General features: G+C 41.2%; 17 protein-coding genes and 2 pseudogenes. 11 read left to right on the top strand and 8 right to left on the bottom strand.

All coding sequences use genetic code 11. The features are described from left to right. Positions 1 to 35: 35 nt before the first annotated feature. The 4 genes from CYCME_RS09500 (at position 36) to CYCME_RS09485 (ending at position 9,153) form a co-directional block, all read left to right on the top strand. Complete coding sequence (locus CYCME_RS09500) at positions 36 to 1,730, top strand: autotransporter assembly complex protein TamA (RefSeq protein ID WP_020932878.1); 1,695 nt, start codon at positions 36 to 38, stop codon at positions 1,728 to 1,730. Further along, the gene (locus CYCME_RS09495; RefSeq protein ID WP_020932877.1) at positions 1,727 to 5,758 is read left to right on the top strand and encodes a translocation/assembly module TamB domain-containing protein; all 4,032 of its coding nucleotides are present in this window, start codon (positions 1,727 to 1,729) and stop codon (positions 5,756 to 5,758) included. Before CYCME_RS09500 ends, CYCME_RS09495 begins: the two co-directional genes overlap by 4 nt. 154 nt (positions 5,759 to 5,912) lie before the next feature. Continuing rightward, on the top strand, positions 5,913 to 8,189 hold the full coding sequence (locus CYCME_RS09490; RefSeq protein ID WP_020932876.1) for a mechanosensitive ion channel domain-containing protein: 2,277 nt from the start codon (positions 5,913 to 5,915) through the stop codon (positions 8,187 to 8,189). Continuing rightward, positions 8,179 to 9,153, top strand: a complete 975-nt coding sequence (locus CYCME_RS09485; protein WP_020932875.1) for a zinc transporter ZntB — start codon at positions 8,179 to 8,181, stop codon at positions 9,151 to 9,153. Before CYCME_RS09490 ends, CYCME_RS09485 begins: the two co-directional genes overlap by 11 nt. A gap of 225 nt (positions 9,154 to 9,378) precedes the next feature. On the opposite strand, the gene rimK (CYCME_RS13200) is transcribed toward CYCME_RS09485, so the two are convergent. The 8 genes and pseudogenes from rimK (CYCME_RS13200) to CYCME_RS09455 form a co-directional block, all read right to left on the bottom strand. Then, entirely contained in the window at positions 9,379 to 10,251 is an 873-nt protein-coding gene (gene rimK / locus CYCME_RS13200) for a 30S ribosomal protein S6--L-glutamate ligase (RefSeq protein ID WP_232228647.1), read from the bottom strand. Between the two features lie 177 nt (positions 10,252 to 10,428). Next, a pseudogene (locus tag CYCME_RS13195) lies at positions 10,429 to 10,788 on the bottom strand (ATP-dependent zinc protease); the annotation flags it as partial. 37 nt (positions 10,789 to 10,825) lie between these two features. Beyond that, positions 10,826 to 11,887 carry a succinylglutamate desuccinylase/aspartoacylase family protein gene (locus tag CYCME_RS09475; RefSeq protein WP_015005459.1) on the bottom strand — a complete coding sequence of 354 codons (1,062 nt, stop codon included), beginning with the start codon at positions 11,885 to 11,887 and terminating at the stop codon, positions 10,826 to 10,828. 82 nt (positions 11,888 to 11,969) lie between these two features. Continuing rightward, positions 11,970 to 12,203 (bottom strand): hypothetical protein, encoded by a 234-nt coding sequence (locus CYCME_RS13250; RefSeq protein ID WP_232228648.1) that lies wholly within the window; start codon positions 12,201 to 12,203, stop codon positions 11,970 to 11,972. Between the two features lie 60 nt (positions 12,204 to 12,263). After that, positions 12,264 to 13,187, bottom strand: a pseudogene (gene rimK, locus CYCME_RS09470) (30S ribosomal protein S6--L-glutamate ligase); the annotation flags it as partial. Positions 13,188 to 13,304: 117 nt separating this feature from the next. Continuing rightward, positions 13,305 to 13,808, bottom strand: a complete 504-nt coding sequence (locus CYCME_RS09465; protein ID WP_020932874.1) for a chalcone isomerase family protein — start codon at positions 13,806 to 13,808, stop codon at positions 13,305 to 13,307. A gap of 55 nt (positions 13,809 to 13,863) precedes the next feature. Next, the gene (locus CYCME_RS09460; RefSeq protein WP_020161915.1) at positions 13,864 to 14,565 is read right to left on the bottom strand and encodes a ChrR family anti-sigma-E factor; all 702 of its coding nucleotides are present in this window, start codon (positions 14,563 to 14,565) and stop codon (positions 13,864 to 13,866) included. Next, a complete protein-coding gene (locus CYCME_RS09455; RefSeq protein ID WP_223253182.1) occupies positions 14,562 to 15,140 on the bottom strand; it encodes an RNA polymerase sigma factor in 579 nt (192 codons plus the stop codon). The genes CYCME_RS09460 and CYCME_RS09455 overlap by 4 nt, the downstream gene beginning before the upstream one ends. A 229-nt stretch (positions 15,141 to 15,369) precedes the next feature. Between CYCME_RS09455 and CYCME_RS09450 the strand changes: the two genes are divergently transcribed. Genes CYCME_RS09450 through CYCME_RS09420 form a run of 7 tightly spaced genes read left to right on the top strand, consistent with a single transcriptional unit; the run spans position 15,370 to position 21,439 of the window. Continuing rightward, complete coding sequence (locus tag CYCME_RS09450; RefSeq protein WP_020932872.1) at positions 15,370 to 15,966, top strand: DUF3833 domain-containing protein; 597 nt, start codon at positions 15,370 to 15,372, stop codon at positions 15,964 to 15,966. Continuing rightward, a complete protein-coding gene (locus CYCME_RS09445; protein ID WP_020932871.1) occupies positions 15,967 to 16,899 on the top strand; it encodes an acyl-CoA desaturase in 933 nt (310 codons plus the stop codon). A 2-nt stretch (positions 16,900 to 16,901) separates the two neighbouring features. Continuing rightward, positions 16,902 to 17,318 carry a nuclear transport factor 2 family protein gene (locus CYCME_RS09440; RefSeq protein ID WP_020932870.1) on the top strand — a complete coding sequence of 139 codons (417 nt, stop codon included), beginning with the start codon at positions 16,902 to 16,904 and terminating at the stop codon, positions 17,316 to 17,318. Then, entirely contained in the window at positions 17,318 to 18,082 is a 765-nt protein-coding gene (locus CYCME_RS09435) for an SDR family NAD(P)-dependent oxidoreductase (protein ID WP_020932869.1), read from the top strand. The genes CYCME_RS09440 and CYCME_RS09435 overlap by 1 nt, the downstream gene beginning before the upstream one ends. Next, the gene (locus CYCME_RS09430; RefSeq protein WP_020932868.1) at positions 18,082 to 19,338 is read left to right on the top strand and encodes an NAD(P)/FAD-dependent oxidoreductase; all 1,257 of its coding nucleotides are present in this window, start codon (positions 18,082 to 18,084) and stop codon (positions 19,336 to 19,338) included. The genes CYCME_RS09435 and CYCME_RS09430 overlap by 1 nt, the downstream gene beginning before the upstream one ends. Next, entirely contained in the window at positions 19,328 to 20,098 is a 771-nt protein-coding gene (locus CYCME_RS09425) for a DUF1365 domain-containing protein (protein WP_015005469.1), read from the top strand. The genes CYCME_RS09430 and CYCME_RS09425 overlap by 11 nt, the downstream gene beginning before the upstream one ends. Before the next feature lie 45 nt (positions 20,099 to 20,143). After that, entirely contained in the window at positions 20,144 to 21,439 is a 1,296-nt protein-coding gene (locus CYCME_RS09420) for an SAM-dependent methyltransferase (RefSeq protein WP_041932952.1), read from the top strand. Positions 21,440 to 21,491 lie beyond the last annotated feature (52 nt).

Genomic DNA, 21,491 nt, shown 5'->3' with positions numbered 1-21,491 from the left:
GGAGCCTATTCGCTGTATTGTTGTCATTATTTTTTATGGCGGGCCTTGTGCAGGCGGAAGATCTGATCATTTCGGTGCAATTAGATGGCGCGCCTGAAGGCAAAAAGGACACCTTGTTAAGTGGTCTGAGTATTGTTAAACATCAAAAAAATCAATTGTTATCGTCTAAACGTATTCATCGCTTACATGAACAAGCAGTTGATGAGCTTTCCGAAATGCTGCCCGTGTATGGTTATTACAAGGCCAAAGTTACTAGCAAATTAGAAAAAAAAGACAATATCTGGTTGGCGAGTTATCAGTTAAATTTAGCTGAGCCTGTCACTATTCAAGCGGTCAACGTGACAATCGAAGGTGAAGGCTTGCACGATGAGAGTTTTCAGCGGTTATTAGAAAATTTTCCATTAAAGGAAGGGGAGGTGCTTAATCATGAGCAGTATGAATCAGCCAAGAAAAACCTACGACGATTAGCTGCTGAACGAGGTTATTTTGATGGTGAGCTGACTGAGCATCGGGTTGAAGTGAGTTTAGCTAACAACAAAGCGACTATTTATTTAGTGTATCAATCCGGTGTGCGGTATGTCTTTTCGAAGACTGTCTTTCCTAAAACGGTTATTAACAATGAACTATTGTTAAAACTATCGCCGATCAAGCAAGGCGCGCCTTATTTAGCCTCTAAGGTCTTGGCGCTGAGAAGTAATCTAAATAATAGTGGTTATTTTAATTCCGTGTCAGTGACGACGCTGATTGATGAACGTCAAAATGGCGTAGTCCCCTTAGCTATTTCCTTGGAACCGGAAACGCAGTATCGCTATTCTGCGGGGTTGGGGTTTGGAACCGATAGTGGTGCGAGGGCTTCACTCGGCTGGGAAAATAGATATGTTAATAATCGCGGGCATCGCTTTAGTGCGGGCACTAAATTTTCACAAATTGGTAATAGCTTGTCGGCGGACTACCAGATGCCCTTTTGGAGCCCTAAGATTTCTGATGTTGGTTTTAATGCCGAATTTAAAAACAAAGATACAGATAGCAGCGAAAGTCGTTCATTTGCAGTCGGCAGTTATTATAAAACTGATCGATGGGGCTGGAATGAAACCGGCTCAATAAAATTTCTAAATGAAAATTTTGACGTGTCAGAAGATGATAATACCTCGACCTTGGTGATTCCTAGTATTGCTTGGTCAAAAACATGGGCAGATAACAGTATCTATACCCGACAAGGTGGTCGGTTATCCTTGTCATTGTCGGGTGCCAGTGAAGCGGTATTATCGGATACGACGTTTGCGCAAATGGTTTTAAGAGGGAAATATATTCAATCGATTGGCGAAAAAGGTCGGTTTATTACCCGTGGTGCTTTAGGGGCGACAGACGTGAGCGATTTTACAAAACTGCCTAGCTCATTGCGGTTTTTTGCCGGTGGCGACAGCAGTATCCGTGGTTTTGATTTTGAATCACTAGGGTCTGAAGGTGACGATGGTGAGGTCACTGGTGGACGTTATTTATTGGTTGGAAGTGTGGAATACGAACGCATGCTGGTGGGCAACTGGGGAGTTGCCGTGTTCAGCGATTTTGGTAATGCCGTTAACAGTTTGCATGATCCCCTAGAATACAGTGCAGGCCTTGGTATTCGCTGGAAATCGCCCATTGGCCTTATTCGATTTGATATAGCTAAAGGGTTATCAGATTCAGCTGATTCAATCGGCTTCCATGTGGTCATTGGGCCTGACTTATGATGTATCGCGCTGGTCTACGTGTATTGTTAGCCACGTTTCTTTTGATAAGTGTGCTGTTGGCTTGGCTTGCGTTGACCGAATCTGGTCTTTCGGCGGTGCTATCGCTCAGTCAAAAATTGGTACCCGAATTAACGGTAAAAAAAGTGTCTGGCCGCTTGCTTGATGGCGCTGTATTTGAACAAATAAACTATCAAGTTGACGAGCATAACCGAGTGTCTATTAATAATTTAACGTTAAGTTGGCAGGCCGCTCAGTTAATAAGAGGGCGGTTAACAATTAACGAGTTGCTGATTGATGATGTGTTGATGACACAGCAGGGAAATGGGGCACAGACCTCAACGCCTATCAGTTTGCCTGCTATTTCATCGCCGTTAGTATTATCGCTGAAGAAGGTTCGTGTTAATACGCTAACAGTGCAGCAAGGGCAGGCTATGACGCAGCCGATCAGAAACCTTCAGGCGGCATTGAGTCTTTGGGGAGACATCCTAACGATTGATGCTTTATCCCTCGACAGTACAGGTAAAGCAGGTTTAAAACTGAATGGATCGATACAGTTAAGCGGTGATTACCCTACAACTTTAGCGTATGAGTGGTTTGCAAAGGATCCGACGTTGAAAGGACTGGCTGGGAAAGGCGATATTAAAGGTAATGCAAGCGAATTACGAGTTGAGCAGCGAGTTATTAAACCGATGCAGTCGACCAGCGTCCTGACGATAAAAAATTTACTCGGTAAACTGAGTTGGCAAATGAATGCGCGCATTGCACAGCTTAATCTGGCTGATTATGTAGACGGCCAAACAGGGCATTTGAATAGCATTCAATTAACAGCCCAAGGCGATATAAATCAAGCGGATATTAAGTTTGATGCAGGCTATCAACAAGAAGGCTGGCCCGTGTTGGCGTGGAGCGCTCAGCTGCTTAGTAAAGACCTTGATAGCTGGACGCTGAACAGCATTTTAGCCAATGAAAACGGACTAAGGTTGTCCCTGTACGGCGCTGTTAATAACGTGATGACGTTACCAATACTTGAGCTAACTGGGCAGTGGCAACAGTTAGCTTGGCCGATGTCTAACGGAGCTAGCGGTATAGCAAGTCGAAGCGGCGAATTGACTATTCAAGGCGGGCTTGATGAGTATAAGCTTGCAATAAATGGGGTGCTGGAAGCGCAGCAACAGGCCTTCAATTTTAAAGGGGTGATGGAGGGCAGCTCGAATAAGCTAAACATCACACAGTTACAACTGAACGGTTTAGACGGCCAGGCTTCTTTAGTGGGCTGGTTAGATTGGCAGAACCAAATACCTAGTTTTCAGGCTAATGTCACAATAGAAAACATTGACTTGCCAAACATTTTGAGTGAGACGGCCTTATTAATTAAAGAAGGGCAGGTATCGTTTGCCGGTACGGTTGCCGATGCTACGGCTAAAATCGACGGCGATTTATCAATCAATTCGCTACCCGTGTCAGTACAAGCACAGGCAAAAATTAGCCAGCAAGGTGCGAAAGATTTAAATATGAAGCTGGCTGTTGAGTCCGGCCAAATGAGCTTTATTGGCGAAGCGCAATGGCAAGATATGTTCGCGCTTAAAGGCTCAGTGAGGCTCAATAAAGTTAACCCCGCATTTATTTCGTCACAATGGCCGGGGCAATTATCTGGTGGTTGGCAACTGGTGGCCGAAAACCTTAATACTAAGGCCGTGGGTGTATCAATAAAGGGGCTGGATATTAGCGGTACCTTAAGGCAACGACCGGTGCATTTTAGCAGCGATTTTTCATACCTTGCACAGCAGCTGACGGTCAAGAAATTCCAACTACAGTCCGGCCAATCAGTTATCACAGCGTCGGGGCAAATAAATGAAGGGAAAACGCTAAATTGGGTTGTTAATTCGTCTAATTTAGCAGATTTTCATCCCGAGCTAACGGGAGCATTAACGGCGTTAGGAACAGTCAGTGGGAACCTTGCTACAGCGCAAATATTTGCCGATATTGATGGAAACAAACTAGCCTATTCTAACGTTGTGAGCATTAATCAATGGAAAAGTAAGCTTAGCCTAGATATGAGTCAACAGGGCGTTATGAGTGGTAAAGGCTCGCTTGTCGGCTTAAGTGTTGAAAATTCAGCGCCACTTGATGTCACGGTGGATCTTAACGGTACGACAGATAAGCATCAAGTTTCTGTTGATGTGGATAACAGGGAGTTAAAGGTATCGGCTCAACTGGCCGGTGGCTTGTCTGGGACAAATTGGCAGGGTGAGTTTTCACAACTGACGCTAGAACATGTTCTAGCAGGGCAGTGGCGCCTTAGCGAGCAAGGTGCAATACGTATCGCCAGTACGCATGGTTCATTTGATAAGCATTGCCTACAATCAGCCACTGGCTCAGTCTGTATACAGGCAAATAATTCAACCCGTGGCGATTGGAATATTCAAGGTGAGTTGGCTACCATTCCGCTAACGCTTTTACAGAGCTTTTCCAGTTCACTGGACCCATTAGAAGGGAATTTAAAAGGTCGGTTTGAACTGGCTGGCAGAAATCAATATCCAATAAGTGGCCAAGGTGTTTTCAGTTTGACTGATGGTCGGGTTTTGCTAGAAAAAGATTTAACGCTTGAAAATACAGTGATCGCCTTACGCAATGCCAATATCGATTTTCAGCTTGCCGAGAAAGGGGTGGTTGCGAATGTGTTGATTGAGCCTGATTTAACTGGTGTTTCAGCGTTAACAGGCCAAGTTAGTGTGCCTTCCCTGAAAACGGTTATTGATACGCCACAGCAAGCAGGGTTGTCAGGCTATTTCAGCTTGTCGGTAAAAGATTTATCGGTTTTTGATACGTTGTACTCTGAGTATGAACACTTACAAGGCCAGTTGAATGTTGATATCAAATTAACTGGTACGGTGGCGAACCCTGCTGTTACAGGAAACGTATTGCTTGCTAACGCGGGAGTAGAGTTGACCAGTTCTGGAACAGTGTTATCAGCAATTAATGCGAGTTTAGAAGGTGGGGTGGATAGAGGTATTCACTTAAAATATAAGGCGACCTCTGGTGAAGGTGATTTTTATGGTGATGGTCAGGTTGTTTTTGCTGATAAAGGCTGGCATGCCTCGTCTACACTGGTAGGCGAGAATGTTGAGGTTTTGAATTTACCCGAAGCGTATGTAATCGCATCGCCGAATTTATTATTTAATATGACGGCTGACTCAGCATACCTTGAAGGAAGCATTAATATACCGACCGCAGACTTAGCACCGATAGAGTTTAATATTCCTGTGTCTGCTAGTAAAGATGTGGTTGTTATTGATAAGACGTTAGCAAAAGAAACAAAACCTATTTCAACCCGGGTCAAATTAAACGTTAATTTGGGTGATAACGTACAGGTTAAAGGGCTGGGTTTTGAGGGAGCACTAACTGGCGGATTATTAGTTAGCGGTGAGACAGATAAACTGCTTCTTGGAACTGGCGATATCGTTATTAATAAAGGTACCTATAGGGCATATGGCCAACAACTAGCGGTTGATAATGGCAAAATACAATACTCCGGAGGCGCGCTGGATAACCCAAATTTGGATATAAAGGCGGTAAGAAAAGAGAAAAAATTTACAGCGGGCCTGCACTTGTTAGGCCCGGTCGATAACCTTCAAACCTCGTTATTTTCTATACCGTCGATGAGTGATGACGAGGTGCTGGCTCATTTGTTATTGGGTCGCTCTTTGTCGAACGCGAGTGCATCGGATGCTGCTTTGTTAGCCTCTGCTGCCAGTGGTTTAGGCATTAAAGGCGGTAATATGATTGGTGAACAAATAGCCAATGCGTTTGGGTTGGATGCTGTTACATTTGATGGTAATGGTGGGGATGATACGGCTTTGCATGTTGGTAAGTATTTGCTGCCAAATTTATATTTAAGTTACGGCATTGGGATTTTTGATTCGGTGAGTACGGTTAACCTGAGGTACGAATTGAGTAAGCTGTGGTCATTAAAAGCAGAATCGGGTGTAGATACGGGGGTGGATTTACTATACGTTCGTGAACAATAAACCTAATAGCTATCAGTGGTTTAGTAGATAAGCGGTTATAGTAATGGGGTAAATGAAGGGTTAGTTTTAACATATGTTCACATGCTAGGTGAGCATTGTACAGTCGATATATGATGCGAAGCGTCTAGGGTGTTTATAGTGTGGGGAATAAAATATGAAGTTATTGCGGTGTTTTAGTTATCTTTGTTTGGTTGTTTTTAGTGTTCACAGCTCGGCTGTTGCTGCGCAGGAACTGATAAACCAAGAAGCGACTAAGTTATGGCTTAAAGAAAAACAAGAGACGATAGAACTTATTTCTCAACAGCTAGCTGACAATACGATAGATAAAGCTCGTTTGTTGGAATTGCGTCAAACGCTTCGCTCAGCGCGAACAGAATTACAATATAAGGTAGACGTTATTAAACCGGTTAATAATAGCGTGCAAGCAGATTTGGCCGACCTTGGCGCTGCCCCCGATGAAGATGCGCCACCAGAGCCCGATAATATTCAAAAGTTGCGCGCTGAGTTAACGAATGAGTCGTTAATTATTGAAGGTTTGCTGACACAAGCCGAAGCGCTGACGTCTAAATCATCGCGGTTGTTAGAAAAAATCACTTCGTTAAGACGCACATTATTTTTAGATGGGCTTTTTGAGCGGCAAATGGCAGTATTTAATACTACTTTATGGAAAACAGCAGAAGAGCCTTTTTATGCTCAATTTTCAAATTACAAAGGTATTTTTTACGATAAAACTCTGCGGTCGTTGAGTGTCATATCGGGCTGTATTCTTTTGGTCGTTTTCCTTTTCGCCACGTTAGTATCAAAAAAAAGGTTAACTATAAAATTACAAAATGCTGGGCGGGAACATGTGTTTCGATTGGTTTCAGCGTCGTTAGTTTTGCCATTTTTAGCGATAGGGCTAGGGCTGCTTTTCATTTATCAACTATTTATTAGCCAAGGCATTGTTACCGAGGCTAATCACTTATTAATACAAAAGGTATTAATGCTTACGGGGTTTTTGTTCGCTGTGTATTTGATGACAGGGCGGTTTTTGAAAGCGGCTCTTATTCGTTCACATTTGCGTTATTTAATCTGTGTGGTGGCACTGCTGTTTGCTGTCGATACATTGCTTCTTGAAAGTGGAAAAATTATAGGGGTGCTCATAGAGCTGGCAGTTGTCCAAAGTTATATTGTGAGCTTAACTTTTGCGTTTATATTAGGCCTGTTTTCTTTGTTTGTATTGATAGGGCCAAAAGAGACTAAAGACTACTTTTTCCCACGCAAGATATTTGTTGTTTTTCTAATGATTAGCCTCTCCATCATTATATTTAATGTATTTGGCTATGCAGCTCTTAGCCGTTATATCTTCGAAGGTTTTGTTCTTATTTTTTCATTATTAGCGTCTATTCTCGTTATAAGAGCGGTTATTCGTCCATACTTTTATCGCTTAGATAAACGCTTTTCTCAAGACAACATAGGGGAAGACTCAGAGCAGGTTATTTACTTCTGGTTATGCCTCTCATTGGATCTTATTTTGTTCTTTATCTGTTTACCTTTTGTTGCCGGTATTTTTGGCACCGAATGGCAATATATTCAAGAGACGATAAAGCAGGCATTTTTTGGCTTTAAAGTTGGCAATATGACCATCTCAATTTCAAATATTGGGGTTGGTTTACTTGTCTTTCTAACCTTGCTGTTCATCACACGCGTTATTCAGCGTATTTTGGATCAAAAGATTTTGCCTAAAACGAACATGGATACGAGTGTTCGTCAGTCAATAACACAGGTGTTAGGTTATGTTGGGCTGATTATTGCGCTAATGGCGAGTATATCAGCGGTTGGATTTGATCTAACGAATTTGGCGTTGATAGCTGGTGCGCTGTCTGTTGGCATTGGTTTTGGTTTGCAAAGTATCGTGAGTAACTTTGTTTCAGGCCTTATTTTGCTGTTTGAACGGCCCATAAAAGTAGGGGATTGGCTGATTACCAATTCAGGTGAAGGGATTGTAAAGAAAATCAGCGTGCGTGCCACAGTTGTTGAAACCTTTGACCGAACATCGATTATTGTGCCAAATGCTGAGCTCATTTCATCGTCTGTTAAAAATTGGACGCATGCAGATAGAGTAGGTCGTGTGATTGTGAATGTTGGCGTGTCATACTCCTCGGACCCACAACAAGTTCGAGATCTTCTAATGGACATGATTACGGAAAATAAAGACGTCTTAAAAACCCCAAAACCAACAGTTCTTTTTAAGGACTTTGCGGATAGCGCATTGATATTTGAAATACGTTTCTTTATTAGTAATATCCAAGAAATTTTTTCAATTTCAAGCCAAGTGCGCTTTGATATTTGGGAAGTATTTAAAGAGGCAGGGGTGGAAATTTCTTTCCCACAAAGAGACTTACACATTCGTACAGCACCTGGATTAGAGGGAGTGTTTGATGGAAAATAGTCATATTCTTTACGCTTGTAAGTTGAATGGCGACGGCTCGAGTACCTTACTCGAAGAGTCACAGATACAACAAACTATTAGTAGTGAATCCAAGGTTTGGATTCATTTAGAAGCAGAGCACCCAGAAAGCCGCCGTTTGCTTGAAAAAGAGTTTCCGCATTTAGATCACTTAGTTGTTGATGCCTTATGTGCAGATGAAACAAGACCTAGAATTCTTGAATTTGACTATGGCGCGCTGCTTATTTTACGCGGGGTAAATTTAAACCCTGGCGCTGAGCCGAATGATATGGTGTCGATACGTTTATGGGTTGATAAAGATAATATTATCAGCCTACGGCGTCGAAAACTAAGAGCTGCCATCGATATTCAAGGGAAACTAAAAGCGGGGAAAGGGCCAAAAAATAGTGGCGATTTTGTGACCACGCTAATCGCCGGTTTATTTGAGCGAATGGAACCTATTTTTTCTGAAATAGATGAGAAGTTAGACGAGGTTGAAGAAAGTGTTATGGAAAATCCTGACACAAATGAGCGACAGGAAATCACCTCTATTCGTAAAGACGCCATTATGTTTAAACGTTATATTGCCCCTCAAAGAGACGTGATTTCAAGCCTTCGTGTCTCTGATCAGTCGTGGTTGGACCAAATGCATAAACGCCGCTTGCAAGAGTCATTAGACCGCGTAATAAGGTATGTTGAAGATTTGGATACGATTCGTGAGAGGGCTCAAATTGTTAAAGATGAGCTGGTCACCGGTCTTTCTGATCGGCTGAATAAAAATATGTATATGCTCTCGGTTGTTGCGGCTATATTTTTGCCCCTAGGTTTCTTGACCGGGCTGTTAGGGATTAATGTTGGCGGTATACCAGGGGCAGATAATGAAGCTGCTTTTTGGATCTTTATGGGCATATTGGCGCTAATTATCTTAGCTCAGGTCTGGTTGTTTAAAAAATTAAAATGGTTTTAATAAGCGGTTTTTAAAGGTATACGGTAGTGAGTATCGGCCAAGCGTTTAGCGGATAGTTTGCTGGCCTTAACTGAACCAGCAAACCATTCATGGCGTCTTATAAGAGAGGGGGTAAGGGACTAAAACCGCTGAGTGTTTATAAAAATAATCTCTGCATACCGTTAGACAGGGGGAGCGCATTCAATGGCTAAATTTTGCCCTTTTTAGTTAATAGCGCGTAGGTGGTTAAAGTGTTTCCAAAACGCTAGAACTAACGGGTCTTTCCCACTTAAGCCTCTTTTCAATAGACGCAATAATATGCCCAGCTATGTCCTTACCGGTGGCAGACTCAATACCTTCTAAACCTGGAGATGAATTAACTTCTAAAAGCAGTGGACCTTTACTCGAACGTATAATATCAACGCCAGCAACTTTAAGCCCTAATACTTTTGCCGAAAGCGTTGCTAAACGACGTTCTTCGGGTGTTATTTTAACCACAGAAGCGCTACCACCTTGATGAATGTTGGCTCTAAATTCGCCAGGAGCAGCAGTTCGTTGAATTGAGGCAACTACTTTGCCATCAATGACAAAACAGCGTAAATCTTTCCCGTCTGCTTCTTTAATAAATTCTTGAACTAGCAAGTTTGCATGCAGTGCTTTGAAGGCATTGATAACACTTTCGGCGGCTTTTTTAGTTTCAGCTAATACAACACCTCGGCCTTGAGTGCCTTCTAATAGTTTTACAATCAATGGCGCTCCGCCAACCATTTCTATCAAGTCGCTGGTATCCATTGGCGAGTGTGCAAAACCTGTTGTGGGGATACCAATGCCACTTTTTAACATCAGTTGAAGCGAAAATAACTTATCTCTTGATTGGCTAATAGCGGATGATGAATTGACGGTATAAATGCCCATGCTTTCAAATTGGCGAGCCAAGGCGCAGCCATAAAAGGTCATGCTAGGTCTTATACGTGTGACAACGGCATCTAAGTCATTGAGGATTTTACCGCCTCGATAATGGACTTCAGGTGCTTGTTCATCGACTTTCATATAGCAATATTTGATGTTTAAAAACACCATTTCGTGGCCTCGTTCCTCAGCGGCTTCCATAAGGCGCATGTTGCTATAAAGGTCGGGGTTACTGGCAAGTAAGCCTATTTTTAGCCCACTTTTGTTTTTTTGAGGCTGGCCATACCAATCGTAAAGCTGTTCTTTTGACGGCTCGTTGAGGCATAGGCTTAGCTCAGGGTCTACCAAGATTCGTCCTTTCATCGCTTCACGACCTAACAACATACGATAGCCCATTGAATCACGGTTTGCTAAGGTGAGTTCTACTTCCCATGTTTCGCTTTCCACCTTAATTAAGGTGGAAATTACGTAGCGTGTTTCAGAAATTCCAGACGAGCTTTTGACGGAACGTTTGTCAACCACAGGGCGTTCACAGCGCAACACAGTGCGGCGATCCTTTTGTAGTGGGTGTACTTCAAAGCTAACCCATAAAAGGCCTTCGCGTCTAAAGGTTTGAATGTTAAAGGCATGAATAGAGGATGTTTTAGCACCTGAGTCTACACGCGCTTTGATAGCAGGAATGCCTAGGGCAGGGAAGGAACACCATTCTTCACTACCTACAATGATTTTATTATTGCTAGAAGTCATTTATTAGTCCAAATTAAAGGGTAAAAGGGGTACAAAACTAGATGATTGGAAGGTCTTCAGGGGGGGCTTCATCACTAGCAGGATCAAGGTCCAGCTGAAAAGCCTCCAAATTATCTACAACATCCTTAGGTCGTGTGAAACGCGCAATATGAAATAAGGCTTCACCTTCACTAACGAGAGGCAGATTGGTTCTGCCGATAATAATGCCTGAAATGGGTGAAATAATATCGGTTTCTTTGCCATCCTCACCGTAGGGTGTGGCAACAGCACCGAGTAAGTCACCCTCAAAAACATGTTTTCCCATTGAAACAGTCATCCGGAAAATACCACTTTGAGGTGCGCGAACCCAAAGAGTAGAGCGTGCAACAAAAGGTTCTGGAGCTTTCTTTTTGGTTTTACGTTTAGGGGGTGTCAGCATGCCAATCGATTGCATCACCGATAGAATGCCTTTGACCCCTGCGCGGATCGAAAACTCATCGAAGCGGAGTGCTTCCCCTGCTTCGTAAACAATGATTGGTAAGTTTTTTTCTGTACTACAGGCATACCGTAAAGAGCCTTCTATTAGGCCAGAATTAACCACCACAGGCGCATTAAAGGCTAAGGCCATCTGTTCGGTCACCTGGTTGCTTAAGTCGGCGCGTATTTGCGGCAAGTTGTCTCTATGAATGGCTGCTGTATGCAAATCAATGCCATGTGTACATTGCTGCACCACTTCGGTCATAAATAATTTAGCTAAGCGTGCAGCTAAGGAGCCTTTTACCGAGCCTGGGAAACAGCGGTTTAAATCTCTGCGGTCGGGTAAGTAACGGCTTTGGTTGAGAAAACCATAAACATTAACAATAGGCACAGTAATCAACGTGCCTTTCATTCGTGAGAGTGATTTGCTTTTTACCAGTCGACGAATAATTTCAACGCCATTAATTTCATCACCATGAACGGCCGCAGAAACAAAGAGAATGGGGCCTTCTTGCTTTCCTCGAATGACCTGTACCGGCATTGATAAAGAAGAATGTGTATATAAATCTGGCAGGGGAACATCAATGATAGTGTTTGTTCCTGGTAAGACTTCTTGACCTGCAAGTATAAAGGGTTCTGACATTTTAATTATCCACTTGTATGTAGCTTAAATAGAGACCTTATCAGTCGGTTTTATTAATTAGCTAGAGATTAAACCGATCTGCTTATTGGTCTGCGTCGTCTTCATGAGGTTGGTTTAATTCATCTGATTGTAAATCCTGAACTTTTGGCCTTCGGCGAGCCTTTGTTTTCTTTGGAATCATGCCACGTAAAGAGTCTAATTTTCCAAAGCATAATAGCCTATCATCAGCTTCGAGTTCGCGTGCAGCACGTGGGTTAGGGATTGCCTTGGCCCCTCGATACAAGGTGAGCACGTTAATGTCTTTTTCTTCATCCATCACTTCTTGGATGGTCTTCCCAAGAAACTCTGATCCTTCAGGAATATATATTTCACTGACGCCATACCCTTTGCTAATGGTTAATCGTTGGCGTATATCAATTTCAGGAAAATCAACTTGAGCAGATACATAGTCAATCACAGCGCCGGCAATATCTAAACCGGTGGCCGTTTCAATACCTTCAAGTCCTGGCGAAGAATTGACCTCCATTATTTGAGGGCCGTTTTTACCTTCCAACATATCAACGCCAGCTACTTCTAGGCCTAAAATCTGAGTTGCTCGTACGGCTGTTTCTCTATACCGTTCATCAAGTTCTACCGGTTCAGCAATGCCGCCTCGGTGTACATTGCTACGAAATTCTTGTCCTTGGGCGACGCGGCGCATTGCGGCAACAACACGATCGCCAACGACAAAAGCGCGAATATCCTTTCCTTTGCTTTCTGCCACAAACTTTTGAATGAGCACATTTTGTTTTTGGCTTTGTAGTAGTTCAATAATCGACTCAGCCGCTTTCATTGATTCAGCCAATAGCACACCAATGCCCTGGGTGCCTTCAATCAATTTAATAACGACAGGTGCACCACCAACTCGTTCGATCGCAGGAATCACATCCTTTCGGTCTCGGACAAAGGTAGTTCTAGGAATACCAATATGATGACGACTTAAGATTTGCAGGCTACGTAACTTATCTCGCGAGTTAGAAATGCCATGTGCAGTATTAGCACAAAAAACGCCCATTTCTTGAAATTGACGGACAACAGCCGTGCCATAGTAAGTAATTGATGCACCAATTCTCGGTAATACAGCATCATAGCTACTTAAAACTTTTTGCCGGTAGTAGAGGTCGGGGATGCCTTGTTGTAAATCGATAGCAAACTTAAGGGTGTTTAAGACTTTTACATCATGCCCTCTTTGAAGGGCCGCTTCTTTTAAACGTCGTGTGCTGTAGGCATTAGGTCCACAGGATAAAATAGCAAGTTTCATAAGAGCACCCTTAGGTTTTATCGTTAAGAAGTGATTGTATAGTCTTAATAATTGAAGCTACAGCTTTATATCGCTAAAGGTTAAATCGGTTAGCTCAAATTTGTTCTCGTTTTGTTTTTAATAAGTTGAGCCAATTAATTTTTTTGTCATTGCAGGGTAGAGGCCATTTAGACTTAGCCAGATGGAAGGAAATGTATCTGAAAAACCAGCTTCATTTATTTTTCCTATAAATTGTCCATTAAAATAAAAGTAAGTGATTTTTTCATTATCAATGTAAACCGTAATGGTATCGTTGGGTTTAACACTCGGCCATATTTTTAATAATTGTTTTGCCCAGTTTTTTTTCTGCTCTTCGCTAATATTGAAACGTTTCAATTGGGTTAGTGTTTCATCTACAAGCTCAACATTAGAGATGACTCTTTTGTAAGTTAGCTCTAGAGATAGCGGCCTTTTTCCTTCTTCGTACGTTCCGCTTGGAGTTTTTAACTCAATATCATAAATATCCCAAAACCAAACGCTGAAGTTTGAACGACCGACAAGGTTTAGATCATCTAAATGCAATTTATTAGCACTTGTATTAGCTGTATGTAGCAACAAAAGTAAGATGAATATTTTCTTCATAAAATCTAAAAGTCGTAAGCGGTTTATTAAAAATAAAGTATTTCTAATATGCTACTTAATAACTGGCGTACCGATTTAAAAGCGGACCTAGGATACCTGTAAATTTTAAAGGCGCTTCTGTTATTGCTAAACAAACACAGCCAGTATCACCAGCGACAGGGCTGTGTTCATCAGAACCATCACAGGCAATAAAATCACCAGCGGTATGTGTTCCCTTGTGATCTTTAAAGTCTCCTTCAATCACAAACGTAAATTCTTTACCTAAATGCGTGTGTTTGGGGATTTTAGTTTTCGCTGAAAAACGTAATAAATTAACCTTAAAACTAACGTCGTATAATTCAAGCTCAACGGTTGAAATGTTTGATGTTAGTTTTTGCCATTCAAACCCATCCTGATTGAAGTTTAATAATTGCTTTAGTAAGGGCCTATTGATTTCAGCAACGGCATAATCATCAACAAAACCGATGCCGCCATTATTTTCTCTATCATGGTTTGTCAATACTTGAGGCACTGCCTTGTTAGTGTCAGCCGTTGTCAACTTCGCTATATCTGTAATTAAACGATCAAAGCCAGCACCTTCGTTATGACTACTTTCAGATAATTCAAGGTTTTCACCATAATGTGACTCTAAATCCTTAATTTTTTGTCGACATGTTGGACAGTGTTTTTGGTGGAGAGCAATGGCCAAACTCAAAGCAGGTTCCACACTGCCCTCTACATAATTTAATAATAATTCAGTATCAATATGATTATTCATTCGTTTTGATTTCCTAGATGGTGGCGCAAAACCTTCAATGAACTTCTAATTCTAGATTTAATAACACCCAATGTTAAACCCAGCTCTTGAGCTGCCAATTGGTGGCTTTTATCTTCGTAATAGACTTTTAATATTACCCGTTTTTGCTCCTCACTTAAGTGCTTGAGATTATTGCTTACTTGTATTTTTTCAGAAGTGCTAACAAGCCCTTTATGAAGGTTATCTTCAGCTATTTGCAGCTGAGAGTGTGAGTCATCAAGGCTAACTTCAGCAATTCTCTTTTGCCTTAGTACATCAATTTTTAAATTTCTAGCGATGGTGAAAATCCATGTTGAAACGTTCGCCTTTTCTGCTTGGTATGTTTTGGCTTTTTGCCAAACACGCATGAACACTTCATGGGTCATTTCTTCAGCATCACTGGTACTAGCGTGTTGCTTGAAGAATGTTTTGACCTTAGGAGCAAAGTAAAGATACAGGTTTTTGTATGCATTCTTGTCTTGCTTAACGGCAATAGCCTGCATGTATTGTTTACACAGCTTTGCTTGTTCCGTCTTGCTGATGAGGGGCTCGTTCATAGAGTAATAAACTGGTTGCAGAAGCGTGCTTTGAGCTGACCAATATACTAAGTTTTCGGTTATTTGTCTTTGCGCCTGCCCATTCATATTTTTTAAACTCTAAGTGTTATAAACATCGATAAATAGAACAGCGATACACCGCCCTATTTACTGTTTTACGAAAAATATGCTTTTTTGGATCAAAAAAATAAATTTAATCTAATTGGCCATTTTCTACGTACAAGTAAATATGTCCCAGGAATTTGAGGTATCGATGAAAGTACTGTGTTTGATCTTTAGTGTTTTTTTAATCAATGGTTGCGCAATAGATGCCGAGCGTTACCGCGATAAAACACCTGGTTTTAAGTTTGAATCTTTTTTTCAAGGAAATCTCTGCGCAAAAGGCTTAGTGAAATCAAGAAATGGTCAAATTAATCGAAAATTTGCAGCAGATATTGTTGCCTCTCATTCTGCCAATCAAGTTATCTTAGAAGAAGTTTTTCTATTTGATGATGGAGAACGCCAAGAACGTAACTGGGTGTTTGATAAAACAGCTGAAGGTTGGTCCGGTACGGCCGGTGATGTCATTGGTATTGCAAACGGTGAAGTATTTGGCGATAGCCTACATTTAAGGTATCAGTTGAAAATTAACATTGATAACTCTGAATATATTGTCGCAATGGATGATTGGTTAACGTTAGTTGATGATTCGACGCTTATGGGCTCTACAGAAATAACTAAATGGGGTGTTAATTTGGGCCGAATTGATATCGTTATTCAAAAAACCGAGAGGCTTCAGCAGAATGCAAGTAAGCTAGAAAACTGTATTGAGGCTGGAGTGTTATAAATGCGTTTGCTAAACCGCTTAAAACCGATGCTTGTATGGTTCGATACCCAATCCGGTTTGGATTCAGTTGCCACTAAAGACTCGAATAAATTGGGCTGGGCTCAAGTCACCCCATTCGTTTTTATGCATTTAATGGTATTCGCTGTCGTGTGGGTCGGGTTCAGTTGGGTAGCTCTTTGGGGCGCAATCTTTCTATATTTAGTCAGAATGTTTGCTATTACTGGTTTTTACCACCGATATTTTTCACACAAACTTTTTAAAACATCACGTTTTATACAATTCTTTTTTGCTTTTATGGGCGCCAGTTCAGCGCAAAGAGGCCCATTGTGGTGGGCGTCACATCATAGAGTTCATCATCAGACTTCCGATAAAGAAGGTGACCTCCACTCACCCCGATTACAAGGCTTTATTTGGAGTCATTGCCTTTGGTTCTTAGCACCCAAAAACTTGCAAACAAAAACTGATAAGGTGAAAGACTTTAATAAGTTCCCAGAACTTAGATGGCTTGATCGATTCGATATAACGGCACCTTTGGCACTAATAGTTGCCCTGTATTGCGCCGGCTTTCTGATGGAAATCTATTACCCTCAGCTGGAAACAACAGGCGCACAAATGGTGATATGGGGCTTCTTTATATCAACAGTTGCCTTATATCACGGCACTTACACGATAAATTCATTGGCACATTGTTTCGGTAGCCGACGTTTCGATACGCCTGATGACAGCCGTAATAACGCACTTTTAGCAATTATTACACTCGGCGAAGGCTGGCATAACAACCATCACTTTTACCCGGGAAGTGCCCGTCAGGGCTTCCTATGGTGGGAATTTGATATGACGTTCTATCTGCTAAAAGTAATGAGTTGGTGCGGCTTAGTGTGGGATTTAAAACCCATTCCGATTGAGGTTCAAAAAGAAATTAAAAGAAAATAGTGATGATAATTGAAGACTTTACTCAAATTTACCAACGGCTCAATAAAGATAATCTTGAGTTATTAACAGACCTTTATAGTGCAGATATTACCTTTATCGACCCCTTACATAGAATTGAAGGGATCGATAATTTAACGGTTTATTTTGCAGGTTTATATGACAATGTTTCCTCCATCTCTTTTGATTTCGAAGAAGTTACATCGGATAAAAACAGTCATTTCATAACCTGGGATATGACCCTAGCTCATTCAAAAATGAACGGAGGGGAACCCTATGTTGTAACGGGTGTTACACACTTAAAAACCGACGGAGAAGAGAAAATAAGCTATCACCGAGATTACTATGATGTCGGTCAGATGCTTTACGAACAAATACCACTGATTGGCAACATCATCAGCCTGATTAAACGGAGGCTCTAATGTCCTACGATTTTAACGGTAAAAAAGTCTGGGTTACCGGTGCTTCCAGCGGAATTGGTCAGTGTTTAGCTGATAAACTGTACGAAAAAGGTGCACATGTATTTGTCAGCGCAAGAAATGCCGAAAAACTAAGCGAAAACTTTTCCGGCAAGGAAAGAATAACCATTTTGCCCGGCGATTTAACATCTGCAGATGTTAATAAAAACATCGTGGCTGACATTAAAGCATCAGCGGGAGGGTTAGACTGCGTTATTTTTAATGCAGGGACGGCTGAATATGTTGATGCTTATCATTTCTCAGCAGCCCCGTTTGAACGAATGATAGAGGCCAACTATTTCACTATGATAAGGGGAATTGAAGCGGCCTTACCGCTATTGAAAGAATCTGAAAATGCGTATTTGGTAGGTATGAGTTCTAGCGTTGGGTGGCAAGGTCTGCCTTCAGGGCAAGCATATTCAGCGAGTAAAGCGGCTATTAGAAACTTATTTCAAGGCTTAAAAATAGAGTTGGCTCCAAAAAACATAGCGGTCAGCTGGATCTGCCCTGGCTTTGTTAAAACACCCTTAACCGATAAAAACACCTTCGATATGCCATTTAGGGTAAGCACCGATGAAGCCGCACATACAATTGTTAAACAGTTAATGAAACAAACGACGGAAATCCATTTTCCTAAACGGTTTACCTATTTCTTGAAATTTGTATCGTGCCTGCCCGCAGGCTTGGCAGCAAAAATATTAAGTAAAACCGTGCCGGAGTCAAGCTGATGAAAATTGCTGTTGTCGGTACAGGTATATCGGGTAATTTGGCGGCATACCACTTAAACAAAAAACATGATATTACTGTTTTTGAAGCTGAAAACTATGCCGGTGGGCATACACATACACACACGGTTGAGCTAGGTGGTGAAAAGCAAATCATTGATACGGGCTTTATCGTCTTTAATAAAAAAACCTACCCTAATTTTATTAACTTACTAAAAGAATTAGATGTCCCCTATCAATCAAGCAAGATGAGTTTTAGCGTTCAAAATCAGCGTACAGGTCTTGAATATAATGGGACTAACCTGAACGCTCTATTCGCGCAACGTAGGAATCTATTTAGACCCCGTTTTTATCGGATGATAAAACAAATATTACGTTTTAATAAAGAAAGCCTTAGCCTGCTAGCAGACGATACAGACTCAATATCGCTAGGTGATTATTTATATAATAATCAATACGGTAAGGAGTTTATACATGACTATATTATACCTATGGGAGCTGCAATTTGGTCAACCGACCACGATAGTATGTTTGCCTTTCCAGCACGTTTTTTTGTGCAGTTTTTTCATAACCATGGCATGTTATCGGTCGATGTTCGTCCCGAATGGTTTGTTATTAAGGGCGGCTCTTCGGAATATTTAAAACCCCTTATCGCTGGACATAAAGACAAGATCCGCTTGTCAGCACCTGTTGAAAATGTACGCAGGACAGCAGGTGGTGTATTTGTAAAAGCCGCTGGCTATGAAGAAGAGCGTTTCGATTATGTTTTTATAGCCTCACATAGTGACCAAGCGTTAAGTTCGTTAGCAGAACCAACCCCATTAGAAAACGAGGTGTTGGGTGCTATTCCTTACATCAATAATGAAGTTGTTTTACATTATGACCAAAGCCTATTACCAAAACGTAAATTAGCTTGGGGCGCTTGGAATTATCACTTATTGAAAGAGAAAAAAGAGCGCGTCGCATTGACCTACAATATGAATATTTTGCAGTCACTTAAAAGTGATTACACCTTTAATGTAACGCTTAATAATACTGCAGCTATTGACCCCAAAAAAATCATTAAAGTACTTCAATACACGCACCCATTTTTTAGTGTAGACGGTGTAAAAGCACAACAAAAACACAGCGAATTAAACGGCCAAAATCGTACCTATTATTGTGGTGCTTATTGGCGATATGGGTTTCATGAAGATGGCGTTGTTAGTGCCTTGCAAGCACTTAAAGACTTCAATAGAGATGTGCTCGGTGAACAGTAAAATATTTACTGGCCGAGTGAGACATCGGCGGTTTAAGCCGAAAGAAAACGAATTTCAATACACTATATTTATGTTGTATTTAGACCTTGATGAATTACCGACGTTGTTTGATCGATTTTGGCTCTGGTCCTTAAATAAACCAAATGTCGCTAGCTTCCAGACTCAACAATATTTAGCGGATGAAAACGGCTGTATAAAAACGGCGGTTAAAAATGAAGTTAAAGCACAGTTAGGCGTTGTTCCGAAAGGGCCCATAAGGTTACTGACACATCTGTCTTATTTTGGATATTGCTTTAACCCAGTTTCTTTTTATTATTGCTTTAACGAAGATGGTGAAACGCTTGATTTTATAGTCGCACAAATTAATAACACGCCGTGGAATGAAAGGCACTGTTATGTTTTAGATAATAGACCCTCCGACGCAAGCAATAGCCCCTCTAAAGTGGTTAGAAGTGAGTTTGAAAAAACATTTCATGTATCGCCATTTTTGCCGATGGATATGCGCTATTTTTGGCGTTTTAATACGCCGAGTGAAAAATTAGCTGTTTATATGAAAAACACGCAGGATGACGAGACGTGTTTTGATGTTAATTTGTCATTAAAGCGCAAAGAAATTAATTCGTTAAATTTATGCGCTGCTCTCGTAACGTTCCCCTTGATGACGTGGCAAGTAATAGTTGGTATTTACTGGCAATCATTAAAGTTATGGTTAAGAAAAACACCTTTCTATGATCACCCCAAAACGCATAACACTAAGTAATAAATAGACTCGATAGTAACCTAACAATGATAATTTGAGGATGGTATGAGCAAATCAGCATCAGTAAGAAAACTAACTCAACACTTAGAAAATAAAGCATCTCATCGCAGAGGCACTTTGTTTAGCAAGGCGTTGAAAAAAGCTGTATTAAAACAGCTAAATCACCTTCAGTATGGACAACTAACGTTGACCGACAGTGGGGAAACACACCATTTTATGGGTAATAAACGTAGCGATTTAGTCGTAGAAATAAACATTTTAAATAACGAATTTTATTGGTATATCGCTTTAGGCGGTAGCATAGGGGCTGCCGAATCTTATATAAATGATTATTGGCGCACACCTGATCTAACCAAGGTTATTCAGCTGTTTGCGTTAAACCAATCCGTTATGGACTCAATGGAGACTGGTTTGGCGAGCTTTACAAGCCCCATTAAAAAAGCATTTCACTGGTTAAACAAGAATACGCATAAGGGAAGTAAAAGTAATATCGTTGCGCACTACGACCTCGGTAATGATTTCTTTAAGCTATTTCTGGATCCAACGATGATGTATTCATCGGGTATTTTTTACCAACCAGATGACACAATGGAACAAGCCTCGACCAATAAATTAGAAAGGATTTGTACTCGTTTAAAGTTAAGGCCAGAAGATCAAGTGATTGAAATTGGCACAGGCTGGGGTGGTTTTGCGATGTACGCGGCTAAACACTATGGCTGCCATGTCACCACAACTACAATTTCTGAAGAACAATACGCCTATGCACAACAACAAATTGACAATGCAGGTTTAAGCAACAAGATTACGCTGTTAAAACAAGACTATCGTGAGCTGACAGGGCAGTATGATAAGTTAGTGTCAATAGAAATGATCGAAGCGGTAGGTCATCAATACTTTGACACCTTCTTTTCAAAATGTAGTGCGCTTTTAAAAGACGATGGTGAGATGCTTATTCAAGCCATTACTATTAGTGACCAGCGATTTAATAGCGCAAAAAAAGATGTCGACTTTATAAAGCGCTATGTTTTTCCTGGTAGTTGTATACCGTCTATTAACGCGATTAGCCACAGCCTAACTAAGTCGAGTGATTTGCGAATGACCAATATGGATGATTTCGGTATGCATTACGCAAGAACTTTAAATGAATGGCACAAGTCGTTTAAAAACAATATTCAAGCAGTAAAGGCTCAAGGCTTTAGTGATGAGTTTATTAGGATGTGGGCATATTATTTCAGTTATTGCGAAGGTGGCTTTAAAGAACAGGTAATCAGTGTATCGCAGTTGCATTTAGTTAAGCCTATGGCGCGGGTTCCAATGTCATTAGTAGCACTGGAGACATAACAATCAAGCTGTGGCAAACTGTTTTATTATTTCAGACTGGTTGGCTAGTCCT

This window comes from Cycloclasticus zancles 78-ME, assembly GCF_000442595.1.
Classification (GTDB): Bacteria; Pseudomonadota; Gammaproteobacteria; order Methylococcales; family Cycloclasticaceae; genus Cycloclasticus; species Cycloclasticus pugetii.
This window is presented reverse-complemented; position numbering and strand designations above follow the sequence as displayed.